Source organism: Arthrobacter sp. PGP41, from assembly GCF_002953935.1.
GTDB lineage: Bacteria > Actinomycetota > Actinomycetes > Actinomycetales > Micrococcaceae > Arthrobacter.
The window spans coordinates 2,355,841-2,370,328 of sequence record NZ_CP026514.1; the positions used below are offsets into that span (position 1 = coordinate 2,355,841).

15 protein-coding genes are annotated in these 14,488 nt (G+C 65.8%); 1 reads left to right on the top strand and 14 read right to left on the bottom strand.

Features of this window, described 5'->3' with window-relative positions:
- Positions 1 to 140 precede the first annotated feature (140 nt).
- Positions 141 to 1,418, top strand: coding sequence for a PrsW family intramembrane metalloprotease (locus C3B78_RS10685; protein WP_104998051.1), 1,278 nt, complete (start codon positions 141 to 143; stop codon positions 1,416 to 1,418).
- A 12-nt stretch (positions 1,419 to 1,430) separates the two neighbouring features.
- On the opposite strand, the gene C3B78_RS10690 is transcribed toward C3B78_RS10685, so the two are convergent.
- The 14 genes from C3B78_RS10690 to aroC form a co-directional block, all read right to left on the bottom strand.
- Positions 1,431 to 2,267: a triose-phosphate isomerase family protein gene (locus tag C3B78_RS10690; protein ID WP_104998052.1), complete on the bottom strand. Its 837-nt coding sequence runs from the start codon at positions 2,265 to 2,267 to the stop codon at positions 1,431 to 1,433.
- A gap of 9 nt (positions 2,268 to 2,276) precedes the next feature.
- A complete protein-coding gene (locus tag C3B78_RS10695; protein ID WP_104998053.1) occupies positions 2,277 to 3,629 on the bottom strand; it encodes an MFS transporter in 1,353 nt (450 codons plus the stop codon).
- Between the two features lie 156 nt (positions 3,630 to 3,785).
- On the bottom strand, positions 3,786 to 4,553 hold the full coding sequence (locus C3B78_RS10700) for an SDR family NAD(P)-dependent oxidoreductase (RefSeq protein WP_104998054.1): 768 nt from the start codon (positions 4,551 to 4,553) through the stop codon (positions 3,786 to 3,788).
- A 28-nt stretch (positions 4,554 to 4,581) separates the two neighbouring features.
- Positions 4,582 to 5,574 (bottom strand): 3-hydroxyacyl-CoA dehydrogenase family protein, encoded by a 993-nt coding sequence (locus C3B78_RS10705; protein ID WP_104998055.1) that lies wholly within the window; start codon positions 5,572 to 5,574, stop codon positions 4,582 to 4,584.
- A gap of 2 nt (positions 5,575 to 5,576) precedes the next feature.
- Entirely contained in the window at positions 5,577 to 6,095 is a 519-nt protein-coding gene (locus C3B78_RS10710) for a ribose-5-phosphate isomerase (protein ID WP_104998056.1), read from the bottom strand.
- Positions 6,092 to 7,867, bottom strand: a complete 1,776-nt coding sequence (gene dhaL / locus C3B78_RS10715) for a dihydroxyacetone kinase subunit DhaL (RefSeq protein WP_104998057.1) — start codon at positions 7,865 to 7,867, stop codon at positions 6,092 to 6,094. The genes C3B78_RS10710 and dhaL overlap by 4 nt, the downstream gene beginning before the upstream one ends.
- A 58-nt stretch (positions 7,868 to 7,925) precedes the next feature.
- Positions 7,926 to 8,930: a sugar phosphate isomerase/epimerase family protein gene (locus C3B78_RS10720; RefSeq protein ID WP_104998058.1), complete on the bottom strand. Its 1,005-nt coding sequence runs from the start codon at positions 8,928 to 8,930 to the stop codon at positions 7,926 to 7,928.
- A 163-nt stretch (positions 8,931 to 9,093) separates the two neighbouring features.
- Positions 9,094 to 9,780, bottom strand: a complete 687-nt coding sequence (locus C3B78_RS10725; RefSeq protein ID WP_104999746.1) for a GntR family transcriptional regulator — start codon at positions 9,778 to 9,780, stop codon at positions 9,094 to 9,096.
- Positions 9,781 to 9,938: 158 nt separating this feature from the next.
- On the bottom strand, positions 9,939 to 10,349 hold the full coding sequence (nusB, locus tag C3B78_RS10730) for a transcription antitermination factor NusB (RefSeq protein ID WP_104998059.1): 411 nt from the start codon (positions 10,347 to 10,349) through the stop codon (positions 9,939 to 9,941).
- Entirely contained in the window at positions 10,349 to 10,912 is a 564-nt protein-coding gene (efp, locus tag C3B78_RS10735) for an elongation factor P (protein WP_050054941.1), read from the bottom strand. The genes nusB and efp overlap by 1 nt, the downstream gene beginning before the upstream one ends.
- Before the next feature lie 202 nt (positions 10,913 to 11,114).
- Positions 11,115 to 11,633, bottom strand: coding sequence for a tetratricopeptide repeat protein (locus C3B78_RS10740; protein WP_104998060.1), 519 nt, complete (start codon positions 11,631 to 11,633; stop codon positions 11,115 to 11,117).
- The gene (gene aroB, locus C3B78_RS10745) at positions 11,633 to 12,724 is read right to left on the bottom strand and encodes a 3-dehydroquinate synthase (protein WP_104998061.1); all 1,092 of its coding nucleotides are present in this window, start codon (positions 12,722 to 12,724) and stop codon (positions 11,633 to 11,635) included. The genes C3B78_RS10740 and aroB overlap by 1 nt, the downstream gene beginning before the upstream one ends.
- Complete coding sequence (locus C3B78_RS10750; RefSeq protein ID WP_104998062.1) at positions 12,721 to 13,287, bottom strand: shikimate kinase; 567 nt, start codon at positions 13,285 to 13,287, stop codon at positions 12,721 to 12,723. The genes aroB and C3B78_RS10750 overlap by 4 nt, the downstream gene beginning before the upstream one ends.
- Complete coding sequence (gene aroC, locus C3B78_RS10755; RefSeq protein WP_104998063.1) at positions 13,288 to 14,487, bottom strand: chorismate synthase; 1,200 nt, start codon at positions 14,485 to 14,487, stop codon at positions 13,288 to 13,290.
- Between the last annotated feature and the right edge of the window lies 1 nt (position 14,488).

The window sequence follows — 14,488 nt, forward strand, 5'->3', positions numbered from 1 at the left end:
ATGTGCGCCTCAAAATTACCACAGCGGCCTCCCTGGACGTGCGTCGGGAGGACGCGGTGATGGTCACACTTAGGCTGCCTATTGCGGCCGGCCCGCCTTGATCTTAGGTGTCCCGGCGACTCGCACCTAGGCTTTTCGGTATGTCGATGCATCCGAGCACCCCTGCGTCCGGCCGGCCCGAAGATCCATGGGAACGGGGAACCGCGCCGCTGCCCGCCGAGGCCAACCCCAGCTGGATGGGGCACGTGCAGCCGGGGAACTACCGTCCGGCGCCCGGGCACCAGGGGGCGCCGGTTGGAACTGTGGTGCCGCCGCAGGTCCAGGGAACCATGGTGAAGGCGGGCAGGTCCCGCAGCGGACTGCTGGGTCTGACCGTGGGCGTCAGTGCCCTGGCCCTCCTGAGTCTTTTCCTGGTGGTGCCGTTCCTGCTGTCCAGCACGGGGCCGGCCGGGTTCGTGGTGGGGTTCCTGGCATCATTGATCCCCTTGTCCGTGGTGCTCCTGGCCGTGCACATCATCGACAAGTGGGAGCCCGAGCCAAAGCGGCTGCTGTACTTCGCCTTCACGTGGGGCGCCGCGGTATCCATTGCCGTAACGCTGCTCATCCAGCCGTTCTTTGTCCTGACGTACGAGTTTTCGGACGCGGCGGACCTCCGGACCTACATGGCCACCGTGCAGGCTCCGATTGTGGAGGAGTTCGCTAAATCCCTGGGGCTGCTGATGCTGCTCCTGCTGGCGAGGAAACACTTTGACGGGCCGGTGGACGGCGTGGTCTTCGCGTTCACCATCGCCGGAGGTTTCGCCTTCACGGAGAACATCCTGTACTTCGGCAGGGCCATCGCGGAGTCGGCCGATCCCGCGGGCGAGTTCGCCCAGGTCTTCTTCCTCCGCGGGGTCATGTCGCCCTTTGCGCACGCGATCTTCACGGGCACCACCGGGCTGGTCATGGGGTTCGCCGCCCGGCGCTGGCATACCGGCGCCTCGGTGGCCGCTTTCCTGGTGGGGCTGCTGCCTGCCATGTTCCTGCACAACCGCTGGAACAGCATGGGCCAGGGCTTCCTGGTGGACTACGTCCTGGTCCAGGTGCCCATCTTCTTCCTTGCCCTGGGCGGCATCATCCTGCTGCGCGTCGCGGAGAAAAGGCTGACCCGGCAGCGGCTGCTCGAGTACTCAGCGGCAGGCTGGTTTACTCCGGCCGAGGTGGAGCTCCTGGCCACCGCGGGCGGACGGCGGACGGCATTGAACTGGGCCGGCAGCTATGGCAGGAAACGGCAGATGAAGGAGTTCCTGAAGGCCGCCACGCATCTGGCAAACACCCGGCAGCGCATCCTGAGCGGCCGCGATGTCCAGCTGCACCAGGCTGAGGAGCGGCAGCAGCTGCAGCGCATCCTGGCCCTGCGGGCCGCCGTCGCCGGCTGACGCCCCGCCCGCTCACCTGACCGGGTACGCGGACGCCTTCGGTATCAGTGCCAGCGCCTCGTCCAGTACCTTCCCGAAGTTGCCGGGATCGTGGGCAAAGCGGCCCAGGAAGAGTCCCGATGCCCCGTGGAGCAGGGGAAGGAGTCCCGGCTTCGCCGAGCCGCCATAGATGATTGGCACGCTTCCCGGCGTCCCGCCCTGTCCGGAGGCTTCCCCTTCCAGCAGCATGCGCAATGAACGCAGAACTGCGGAGATGTATCCTGCCCCGGCCGGTTCTGCCGCCCCGATGGCCCAGACAGGTTCGTAAGCGACGATGAGCCGCGAGGCCAGGGCCCAGTCTCCGCCCACGGCATCGTGGATCTGTCGGTGGACAAAGGTGGCGGCAGCCGTTGGCCCGGTTGTCCCGTCCTGTGCTTCCTCCCCCACGCACAGCAGGGGTGTGATGCCGGCGTCGTCTGCCGCCCGGACCTTGCGTGCGATCATCGCGTTGTCCTCGCCGAAATGGCGCCGCCGTTCGGCGTGCCCGATTTCCACCAGGCCGACCCCCAGCTCCCCCAACAGGGACGGAGCCACTTCCCCCGTCCAGGGCCCGTCCTCCCAGCCGCAGTTCTGCGCGCCGAGGCGGACCGGCGATCCTTCAAGGATCCGGTTGGCGGCGGGCAGTACCGGGAAGGTGGGGACCACAAACGGGACCACCCGTCCGGCCGCCAGGGCCGGACGGATGTCCACTTCATGCCGGATGCCGGCGAGCCACTCAAGGGAGTCGGCGTACCCCAGGTACATTTTGGTGCTGACGCCGACGTACACCGGTTCAGTGTCCTGGCGGTCATTTGTGCTGCAGTCAGGCATGGGCGGCAATCACTTGTGGTCGAGCAGATCGTCCGCCTTGTTGCGGAACCGCTTGGTGGCGTACATCATGACGGCGGCAACGAACGGCAGGACGCCCAGGGCGTAGACCCCCATGGTGCCGGTTTCCGATGCCGTGACCTGGTTGACCGTGGTGCGCAGGATCGGGGCCACAAAGCCGCCCAGGTTTCCCAGCGAGTTGATCAGGCCGATGCCCGCCGCGGCTGCCGTTCCGGTGAGGAAGGCCGTGGGGTAGGACCAGGCGATGGGGCCGATGGACAGGAAGCTGCACACTGCCAGGGTGATGAAAATGATGCCCAGGGCCGGAACATGGTTGGCGCCTGCCCAGGCAGAGCCGAAGATGCACAGGCCGGTGGAGAGGAACAGGCCGGTGCCCCAGACCCGGCGGCGGACTATGGTGTTGGCGGCTCTGCCGATGAGGTAGCACGCGAAGATGCCGAAGAACCAGGGGATCGCTGCCAGCAGGCCCACCATCAGGCCGACCTTCTGGCCGGTCAGCTGGGACACCTGCTGCGGCAGGTAGAACGTCACGCCATACACAGCCACCTGGAGGCAGAAGTAGATGGCCGTAAAGTACCAGACCTTGCGGTTCTTCATGGCGGCGACAACGCCGCGGGGGCCGGTTTCTTCCTTGACGGTGTCCTCCAGCGCCATGACATCCAGCAGGGCCTGCTTTTCGCCTGGGTTCAGGAATTTGGCGTCCTGCGGGCTGTTGATCAGGAAGAAGTAGGCGGCGATGCCGGCCACAACGGCGAGCATGCCTTCCACGAAGAACATGACCTGCCAGCCGGCAACGCCGGGAACCTGGTCGCCGATGTTGATCAGCCAGCCGGACAGCGGGGCACCCATCATCTGCGAAAACGGCTGCGCCAGGTAGAAGATGGCGAACATCTTCACGCGCACCTTGTTGGGGAACCAGGCCGCGAGGAACATGATGACGCCCGGGAACAGGCCCGCTTCGGTCACACCCAGCAGGAAGCGCAGGATGATGAAGGATGTCTCGCCCTGAACGAAGGCGAAGCAGGCGGACACGATGCCCCAGGTGATGGCGATGCGGGCCAGCCATACCTTTGCGCCGAACTTTGTCAGGAGCAGGTTGCTGGGAATTTCGAACAGAGCGTAGCCGATAAAGAAGATACCGGCGCCAAGGGCGTAGGCACCTGCGGTGACCCCGCGGTCCACCCCGAGCGCTGCCTCGGCGAAGCCCACGTTGGTCCGGTCGAGGAACGCAACAATGTACAGGATGACGAGCATCGGCATGAGCCGGAAGGAGGCCTTGGAGATCGCCGATTTAAGGACCGGCGAATCCAGGAGCTCCTTGGTGGATGCTGCTGTTAGGGACATCGAAAACTCCTGTTTGAGTATGTAAGAAATCGGTGCGCTGTGATGCTCGGGTTACAGCGGGAAGGCGATGAGAACCACGCCCACCAGGCAGGCGAGCACGCCGATTGCCAGATAGATCCGTCGTTCCTTGGTCCAGGCGCCCATGGGGGTCCTTTCCTAGTGCATGTAGAGCCCGCCGTCCACATTCAGCGTCTGGCCGGAGATGTACCCGGCGTCCTCGCTGATGAGGAAGGCGATGGCGGCCGCGACGTCGCGGGTGGATCCCACCCGGTTGACCACCAGGTCGCGGGTGAGTTCTTCCTTGCGTTCCTCGCTGAGGGTGCCGCCCATGATGTCGGTGTCGATCGGGCCCGGGGAGACGGCGTTGACGGTGATGTCGTACTCCCCCAGTTCGCGGGCGGTGGAGCGGGTCAGGCCGATCACACCGGCCTTGGCCACCGAGTAGGGCGTTTTGGAGAACGTTCCGCCGCCCCGCTGGGCGGACACCGAAGAGATGTTGACGATCCGCCCGATCCGGTTCTTGGCCATGGACTCCGCCACGCGGCGGGTGGCGTAGTGGACGCCGTTCAGGTTGATGTTCAGCACGCGGTCCCACTCGGCCGCGTCAAGGTCCAGGTACGGTACCGGGGAGCTGACGCCGGCAATGTTGGCCAGGGCCACCACCTGCGGCAGCTCGGCTTCGATCGAGTCTATGGCGGCGCGGACGGAGCCTTCGTCAGCCACGTTGGCACCGGCGCCGTGGGCCTGCACGCCGTACCGGGACGCTAATTCCTTGGCCGTCGCCTTGCATAGCGCGTCGTCGAGGTCAATGATGCCGATGTTCCAGCCCTGGGCCGCAAGGTAGTTGGCGGTGGCCCGGCCGATGCCGCGCTCGGAGACGGCCCCGGTGACGATGGCCGTGCGTTGTGAGGGAAAAGTACCCATGCTTGCTCCTGTGAGTAGGAAGGGATGGTCAGCTGATGGGTGCCGGGCCGAGCTCATCAAGCAGTTTCTGCATGGCCACGTACGCTTTGTTGCGGTATGCGATGAGTTCGGGCGTGCGCTCGGCAGGGACATTGAGGAAGCCGGCGCCGGTCTTGGTGCCGAGCTTCCCGGCCTCCACCAGGTCACTAAGGATTTTCGGCGTGGCAAACCTCTCCGGGAAGTCGGTCTGCAGGGACTTGTAGCAGAAGTTGTAGACATCCAGCCCGGCCATGTCCGCAATGGCGAAGGGCCCAAAGAACGGCAGCCGGAAACCAAAGGTGGTGCGGACCAGTGTGTCAACGTCGTCCGCCGTCGCAATCCCCTGCTCGACCAGCTGGGCAGCCTCGTGGAACAGCGCATACTGCAGGCGGTTGAGCACGAAGCCGGTGACGTCCTTGACCACGGCTGTCTGCTTGCCGGCGGCGTGGACCAGGTCGCGTGCAGCACCAACGGTGGAGGCGGCGGTGCCTGCATGGGGAATGATTTCCACACCGGGGATGAACGGCGACGGGTTGGAGAAGTGCACGCCGAGGAAGCGTTCCGGGTTGATGACCGGCCCGGACAGTTCGGCGATGGAAATCGTGGAGGTGTTGGAACCGATGATGGCGTCCGGCCTTGCCGCTGCGCTGATGCGTGCCAGCGTCTGGTGCTTGATGGCGATGACCTCGGGGACGGCCTCTTCGATGAAGTCAGCGCCCGCTACGGCTTCCTCGATGTCCTTCGCGGCCCAGAGGTTCTGCTTTAGGATCTCGGTGCTGCCGGCGGGGAAAAGGCCATCGGCCACGAACTGGTCCGATTCGGCCAGCAGGCGGTCGTAGTTGCCCTGCGCCACTTCGGCGGACACGTCCGCCAGTGCAACACGCGCTCCTCCCAGCGCCAGGACCTGGGCGATGCCGCCGCCCATGTAGCCGGAGCCGACGACGGCGATCTTCCGTGCGCTGCTGGCATTAGTTGCAGTTGGGGTGCTTGCTGGTTCGGTCATGGTCAGATTGCCTTCGTGTAGTCGGGCTCGTAGGAGCAGATGGCGTCCACCTTGGCGGCGGAGGCTGAAGTCTCATCGAAGCGGTAGTCGAGCCATTCGCCCACCAGCTTCTTGGCCAGTTCGAGGCCGATGACGCGCTGGCCCATGGTGAGGACCTGGGCGTTGTTGCTCAGGACCGAGCGTTCCACCGAATAGCCGTCGTGGGCCGTAACCGCACGTATGCCCGGGACTTTGTTGGCCGCGATGGCCACCCCCAGGCCGGTACCGCAGATCAGCAGGGCGCGGTCTGCCTCACCCTCTGCCACTTTCCGGGCGGCGTCCACGGCAACGTGCGGGTACGCGGTCGAGTCATTCGCGCCTACGCCAATGTCGACGACGGACGCCACTCGGCTGTCTGCCTCGAGCAGCGCCTTCAGGGCATTCTTGTATTCGACGCCGGCTTCATCGTTGCCAACGACAATGCGCCATCCTGCTGCCGCGCCCTGTCCTGGATTCGGTCCTGTGTTCTGTCCTGCGCTCATTCTTTTGCTCCATTTCCGGCCGCGGAAGCGGCCAGGGAATCAGTCAGCGTGCTATCGGCCGTGCCGGATTCGGCATAGCGTGAGATCCGGGCTGCGATGAGCCCGAAGGAAACGGCGCCCGGATCGGGATGCCCCAGGCTCTTCTCCGCAAGGGGCCGGGCACGGCCCTTGAGCGGCCGGAGGGAAGCAGTGGCGTCCGCCGCCTCCTGTGCAGCAGCAGCCGCCGCTGCAAGCGCCCCCTTCACCTGCGTGCCGCCGTCGAACGCTGCCCGGAAAGCCTCCTCGTAGGGAAGCAGCGCGTCCACCATGGTCTTGTCCCCCGGTTCAGCCCTGCCCAGTTCGGTGACGGCATCGACGAACGCGGTCACGGCGGCGGCGGCGTCGTCACCGCCGTACGAATCCTTGTTGCCTAGCGCCAGCCCGGCAGCAATCACGGCCGACCCCCACAACGCACCGGAGGTGCCGCCGGCGCGTTCACTCCAGGCCTCCCCCGCCGCCGCCAGCACGCGCTCGACGGAAGCTCCGGCGGCCGCTGATTCAGTGGCAGCCGCCGCTGCCGCGTCCACGCCGCGGCGCATGCCGATGCCGTGGTCGCCGTCGCCGGCAATGGCGTCCAGCCTGCCAAGTTCCTCTTCATGTTCGACGACGACGGCCTGCACTTGGGCGAGCAGGTCGGCTGCCAGCCGGCCCACGGCCGCCGCAGCGGCCGTCGCCTCTTCCACGTCGCCGGCTGCCTCATCCTCGGCTCCGGCGAAGTGCCGGCGGGCACGCGGTGCGAGGTTTCCCTTCCGGAAAGCGGGGGTGTCGGCAGGCGCGGCCCAGTACCGCTCCAGCTCGTCGTCCAGCCAGAGCAGGGTGAGGGAGAGCCCGGACATGTCCAGGCTCGTGACCAGTTCGCCGCACTCGGGCTCCACAACGGTGAGGCCGGCGGCAGTGAGGAGTTTCTCGATCTTGCCGTAGAGCAGGAACAGTTCCTCGTATTTCACGGTGCCCAGGCCGTTGACGATGGCAACTACGCGGTTTCCCGCGTCGTCGGGTCTGTCGACGAGCAGCCTGGAGACAAGGAGTTCCGCGAGCTCGGACGCCGTGGGCATGGGGTGCTCAGAGATGCCCGGTTCGCCGTGGATCCCCAGGCCCAGCGACATCTGGCCCGGGGGAACGTGGAACAGCGGCTCTCCTGCGCCCGGAAGCGTGCAGCCCTCAAAGGCCACGCCGAGGGACCGGGTGCGGTGGTTGGTCCGGAGGGCAAGCCGTTCGACGGCGTCAAGGTCCAGGCCCGCTTCGGCTGCGGCGCCGGCGATCTTGAAGACCGTGAGGTCGCCGGCTATGCCGCGGCGTTTGCCGATCTGGTCCAGCGGCGCACTGGCGATGTCGTCGGTGACGAGGACGGTGCGGGTCTCGATGCCCTCGGCGTTAAGGCGGAGCTGGGCCTGCCCGAAGTGGAGCACGTCCCCCGCGTAGTTGCCGTAGCTCAGCAGGACTCCGCCGCCGGCGCTGGCAGCCTTGGCCACCCGGTAAACCTGTCCCGCGGCAGGAGACGCGAACATGTTGCCGCACGCGGCGCCGGCGGCGAGGCCCGGTCCCACCAGTCCGGCGAAGGCCGGGTAGTGGCCGGAGCCGCCACCTACCACCAGGGCGACCTGGCCGGCGGGCATCTCGGTGGAACGGACCACACCGCCGTCCACCCGGGCCACGTACGCGCGGTTGGCTGCGGCAAAGCCGTCCAGTGCCTCATCCGCGAAGTCTGCGGGGTTGTCGAAGATCTGGGTCATGGTTTCCTCATTGAAATCCGTAGGAGAGTGTTGCCGTGGGCATGAAAGCCGGATGCGATCAGGCGCTGGTGAGCGCCACTGCGGACGGCTGCTGGCGTCCTTGGGCCACCTGGCTCGTGCCCAGCGCGTATCCGTGGGTCTTGGGGAGGACGTGGCGGCGAAGGTAAGCCTGGTTGCTGGCGGTTACGCTCAGTCCGTCGCCGCCGTAGTGCTCGGTGCAAAGGATGCCCTGGAAGCCCACGGACAGGGCGACCTTGAACGCCTCGCGGTAGTTGATGAGACCGCTCTCCATGGGTGCCGGCATGGTGACGTACATGTCGCGGGCCTCGTCTTCGTCCCGGATGTAGTTCTTCATGTGCCAGTAGTTGGAGTACGGCAGGGTCTTGGCCACCATCTCGCGCCAGTCCTCGATGGGCCGGTGCAACCGGATAAGGTTGCCGAGGTCAGGGTTGAGGCCAACGTTGTCGAGGCCGATGTCCTGGACCAGCTTCACGGAGGAGTCGGCGGTGCCCAGGTATGTGTCCTCGTACATTTCCAGGGACAGCAGCACGCCCACCTCGGCGGCGTGGCGGCCCAGTTCACGGAGGCGGGTCACCGCGTTGTTCCACGCTTCCTTGTTGCCTTCAGGGTCCTTGTAGCCTTCCACCGTCCAGAACCACAGGTGCTTCTGCTGCTCCGCCGTGATGGCCTGGTGGAGGCCGAAGGAGACAACCTCGCAGCCCAGCTCTGCTGCGGCGTCAATGGTGCGGTGGCTGTAGGCCAGGTTTTCTTCCCACTTGCCTTCTTCGATGACGCTGCGGCGGATGGCCGAGATCACCGGCACGCCGATCCCCACCGTGTCCGCGGTCTGCTTAAACTCGGCCAGGCGCCCCTGGCTCAGATCGCCCGGGCGAACCCAGCTGTCCGTGAGGTCCGCGTTGGCGAAGCCGGCCTCCTTTACCTCGGACAGGACGTCGGCCCAGACGGAGGCCTCGGCGTCGTTCACGTGGACACCCTCGGTGTCCGTTCCCGGAAATTGCAGCAGTGCCGCGGTGATGGGCCAGTTGTCGGCTGTGTACGCCATGGTGTAGCTCCCTTGCTAGATCCTCTTTCCTATAGGATTTATTATTGCAGCGGTGTTGTCAAGGTCACACCGACGCGGGGGCAACCCAACTAAGTAGCGCCAAGTGTCGTTTTGGGGGTTCAAAACGACACTTGGCGCTACCCAGTTGGGTCGGGGGGCTGGTTCAGCCTGCCGGGGCGTCAGCCATGGCCCGCGCACGGACCTGCCTGATGTGCGCGGCCATTGCAGCCTCGGCCTTGCCGGGATCGCCCGATAACAGGGCCTTCAGCACCGCCTGGTGTTCGGCTATTGCGCTGTCGGCGTCGGTAATTCCCACTCCCCCGAAGAGCCTGAACCGCTGGATCTGGCCGCCGAGGGACGCATAGGCGGCTTCCATGAACTGGTTTCCGGTGTGCTGGGCGATGAGCTGGTGAAAACGCTCGTCCGCTTCCAGGTAGTCCTTGAACTCGGCGAAGGACGGGCCCCGTGGAGCGGCCTTCAGGTCCTCCACCGCCGTTTCCAGTTCGGCCAGGCCCTTCCGGCCGATCCGTTCACAGGCCAGCTTGGCGTTCACGGGTTCGATAGCCAGCCGCGCCTCCATGAGCTCGGCGAAGTCCTCCCTTGTGAAGACCGGAGCCACCCGGTACCCCTTGAGGGCCACCCTCCGGACCATGCCCGTGTGCTCCAGCCTCGCCAACGCCTCGCGGACAGGCGTGGGCGAAACGTCCAGGTCCCGGGCGGTGCCGTCAATGCTGACCACGGCTCCCGGCGCCAGGCGGCCGTCCATAAGGGACGCCAGGAGTTCCGCGTAGACGTGGTCGGCGAGCACCTGGCGGTTGACAGCGCGGCCCGGCCGGCGGGCCGTCGCCATGTCCTCCGGCCGGGGCCCGTTGTCCTTGGGGGCTTTCTGCATGTTCAGATCCTATAGGTTCCAACGATCCGGGACCTGCCACCCGAGCGCGGCCCCGCGGGCAGGCGGGCACCGAAAAGCCCCGTCCAGGCTTGCCGGGACGGGGCTTGTCAGTTTGGTTATGCGAGCAGGGAAGGCTTCAGCTGCTGAAGGCGGCCCAGGAGTCCGTTGATGAACTGGGGCGACTCGTCAGTGGAAAGCGTCTTGGCCAGCGCCACCGCTTCGCTCACCGCCACCCCGTCCGGAATATCGTCGTTGTACAGGAGTTCCCAGGTGCCGATGCGCAAGATGATGCGGTCCACCGAGGGCATCCGCTCGAGGCTCCAGCCCTGGGAGTACGTCTCCAGGAACTCGTCGATGGCGGTTTTCTGGGACAGCACACCCTCAACGATTTCGATGGTGTACGGGTTGATTACCTGGTCAGTCTTTTCCCGCCGGGAGCGGATCACGTCAAAAGCGGAAACCGAGCGCTGCTCAGCTTCAAAAAGAACGTCCAGTGCCCTGTTACGGGCTTTACCGCGTGCGCTCACTACTCAGTGACCCGGCCCAGGTAGCTGCCATCGCGGGTGTCCACCTTGACCTTGGTGTTGTTTTCGATGAACAGCGGAACCTGGATCTCGTACCCGGTTTCCAGGGTTGCGGGCTTGGTGCCTGCGGAGGAGCGGTCACCCTGCAGGCCCGGCTCGGTGTAGGTGATTTCCAGCACGACGCTCGGCGGCAGTTCGATGTACAGCGGGGTGCCCTCGTGGATGGCGATGTTGACCATCTGGTTCTCGAGCATGAAGTTGGTGGCGTCGCCCACCGTGGCGCCGGAGACAGTGATCTGGTCGTAGTCCGAGGTGTCCATGAACACGAAATCGGCGCCGTCCTGGTACAGGTACTGGTAGTCACGGCGGTCAACCGTTGCGGTCTCGATCTTGAGCCCGGCGTTGAACGTCTTGTCCACGACCTTGCCGGACATCACGTTGCGCATCTTGGTGCGAACGAACGCACCGCCCTTGCCCGGCTTGACGTGCTGGAATTCGATAATGTTCCAGAGCTGGCCCTCAAGCTTCAGGACCGTTCCGTTCTTGATGTCGTTAGTGGTTGCCACTGTTTCCTCTGGTTTCTCTGTCTGGTCGCGTTGTCAGACGTTGTATGCCGGGCAGGCAGCCTCAACGGACTGCCGGCGCGTGTTTGTCAAAAATCGGGTGGTTAAAAATTCAAGAACCATTCTACCGGGTAAATCGATGGCGCTTTCCGGCCGGGGCTTCGGGCAGCTGCTGGAGGGCAACAACACAGGAAGCGTGCCGGTGTCAGCAGGCCAGGTCCAGGACATCCCGGGCACGCTGCAACGCCACGGTGGACGAGTAGATCTGGGCCGCGTCGGCGGACTGCGCCACCCGCAGGTCGAGTGCGCGAGCGAACGATTCAACAGCTGCGGACATCTGGCCGGCACTGTACTGGGTCTTTCCCAGGAACTGCCACACGAGGGCCTCCCGCGGCGACCCCTGTACTTCGGCCAGGAGCTGGCGGAAGAGCTCCACGGCACGGTCCAGGCGGTTTGAAACCCGCAGCACCTCAGCCTCGAAGGTGCGCAGCCGGAAGGATTCGGGGTCCTTGAACCGGGCTTCGGCCAGCAGTTCGGCGGCCTCGGAGGCGTGTCCTTCCACCAGGAGGACGAAAATGTGGTCTGCCGGATCGGTGGATACCGTCAGCGCCTCCCGGCAGGCGTCCTCGTTCACAATCTCCGGCAGCAGCGATTCCGGGTTGATCCGGATACCCGGGAAACCGGCCTCGGGCCAGTCTGCTGTTCCTTGCATGTCCCCCTGCATCAGGAAGCAATTTCCTGGTACGCGGCGAACAGCAGGGAGGTGTCGGGAACATCGAGGATTCCTGGTTTTGCCACGCCGTCCAAAACAACAAAGCGCAGCAGGTCGCCGCGGGACTTCTTGTCGCGCCGCATCCCGTCAAGGAGGGCTTGCCACCGGTCCCGCCGGTAAGTAACCGGAAGCCCCAGGCTCTCAAGGACGTTCCGGTGCCGGTCGGCGTCGGCATCGCTGAGGCGGCCCACGCTGCGGGCCAGCTCGGCGGCAAACATCATGCCAACGGAAACAGCGGCGCCGTGACGCCACGAGTAGCGTTCGACGAGCTCGATGGCATGCCCGAGGGTGTGCCCGTAGTTCAGGATTTCCCGCAAACCGGATTCCTTGAGGTCCTCGGAAACCACCCTGGCCTTGACGGCGATGGCCCGTTCGATCAGCTCCCGGAGGACCTCCGACTGCGGATCCACCACAGCGGCCGGGTCCTTTTCCACGAGGTCGAGGATGGCGGGATCGGCGATGAAACCGCACTTGATGACTTCCGCCATCCCGGAAACCATCTCGTTGCGGGGCAGCGTGTTGAGGGTGTCCAGATCCGCCAGCACGCCCGCCGGAGGATGAAAGGCGCCCACGAGGTTCTTGCCTTCGGCCGTGTTGATGCCGGTCTTCCCGCCCACCGAGGCGTCCACCATGGCGAGCAGGCTGGTAGGCATGTGGATGACCTTGACGCCGCGCAGCCAGGTGGCGGCAACGAATCCGGCGACATCCGTGACTGCGCCTCCGCCGACGGCGACGATGGCGTCGGACCGGGTGAAGTCGTTCTGCCCCAGGACCTGCCAGCAGAAGGCAGCCACCTGGATGTGCTTGCCCTCTTCGGCGTCCGGGATTTCCGCGGTCAGGGAGGTGAAACCTGCCGCGGCCAGCTCGTCGCGGACCGTGTCACCGGTGAGCCGCAAGGCACGCGGATGGATGACCAGCACACGCCGCACCCGCTCCCCCAGCAGGCCCGGAAGGTCACCCAGCAGCCCCCGCCCCACGACAACGTCGTAATTCTCGGCGGCGGAACTGCCTGTGACACTGATGACTGTTGATTCGGTGTTCACTTTTCAACTTCCTGTTTGGCAGCTGCGTAGTCCCGCAGTGCTGCTTCGAGCCGCGCGCCCAGCTCGGAAACCGAGCCGTGGCGCACGTCCAGGGTGATGTCAGCCAGCCGCTCATAGACTGGCCTGCGGGTGGCGAACATTGCGGTCCAGCGGCCCATGGCGTCCCCGGCAAGCAGCGGGCGCCCGGAGTTCCGGGCGATGCGGCCGGCCACCGTTTGCGCGTCGCATTCGAGGTACACCACGGTGCAGCGGCTGATCAGCTGCTGAGTGCCGGAGTCCAGCACCGCGCCGCCGCCGAGGGAGATCACTGCGACGGTTCCGTCCGCCGCTTCCACGACGTCGGCTACCGTCCGTGCTTCGATCTCACGGAACGCATGTTCACCGCGCCCGGCAAATATATCCGAAATGGATCCATGGCCGGCCACGATCACGGCGTCGGTGTCCACGAAAGGGACGCCGAGCTGATGGGCAAGCTGCTGCCCGATGGCCGACTTGCCGACCGCCATGGGTCCGATCAGGACAATGGGCCGGCCTGAAGGTCCGGTTTTGCTGCGGTGGGGCACTTATTGGCCGATCGAGTCCAGGGACGCCGGAATGCTGTCCAGGTACCCCTTGATGTTGCGTGCGGTCTCCGCGACGGAGTCGCCGCCGAACTTTTCGGTGACGGCCTCGGCGAGGACCAGGGCCACCATTGCCTCTGCCACCACGCCGGCAGCCGGAACCGCGCAGACGTCCGAACGCTGGTGGTGTGCCTTTGCAGGCTCCCCCGTGCTGACGTCGATGGTCTTGAGGGCGCGCGGCACCGTGGCAATGGGCTTCATGGCGGCCCGGACGCGCAGGACGTCTCCGATGCTCATGCCGCCTTCGATGCCCCCGGCACGGTTGCTGGCGCGGACAATGCGGCCGTCAGCGTCCCGCACGATTTCGTCATGGGCGGCGGAGCCGCGGCGCGCCGCTGTCTGGAAGCCGTCGCCGACCTCCACGCCCTTGATGGCCTGGATACCCATCAGGGCGGCGGCAAGGCGGGAATCGAGGCGCCGGTCCCAGTGCACGTAGCTGCCCAGTCCTGGCGGGAGGCCGTAGGCGAGGACTTCCACCACGCCGCCAAGGGTTTCGCCCTCCTTGTGGGCGGCGTCCACCTCGGCGACCATCGCATCCGAGGTTTCGCGGTCGAAGCAGCGGAGCGGGTCGGCGTCGAGCGCAATGACGTCTGCGGGCACCGGAAGGGGACGCCCCTCCGGGACTGCGACAGTGGCGATGCTGACTGTGTGGCTGACCAGCTCGATGCCGAGGTGCTTGAGGAACTGTGCCGCAACGGTGCCCATGGCAACGCGGGTTGCGGTCTCGCGCGCGCTGGCCCGTTCCAGGACGGGGCGTGCCTCGGCGAAGCCGTACTTCTGCATTCCGGTGAAATCCGCATGGCCGGGACGGGGGCGGGTCAGCGGCGCGTTGCGTGCCTGGTCAGCGAGCAGTTCCGGGTCCACGGGATCCGCCGACATGATCTGTTCCCACTTGGGCCACTCAGTGTTGCCCACCTGGACGGCCACCGGGCCGCCCTGCGTGAGGCCATGGCGGACACCGCCAAGGATGGTCACTACGTCCTGCTCGAACTTCATGCGTGCGCCGCGGCCGTAGCCCAGGCGGCGGCGGGCCAGTGAATCAGCGATGTGCCCGCTGGTGATCTCCACACCGGCGGGGACGCCCTCAATAATTCCCATCAGGGCCGGACCATGGGATTCACCGGCAGTCAACCAACGCAACATA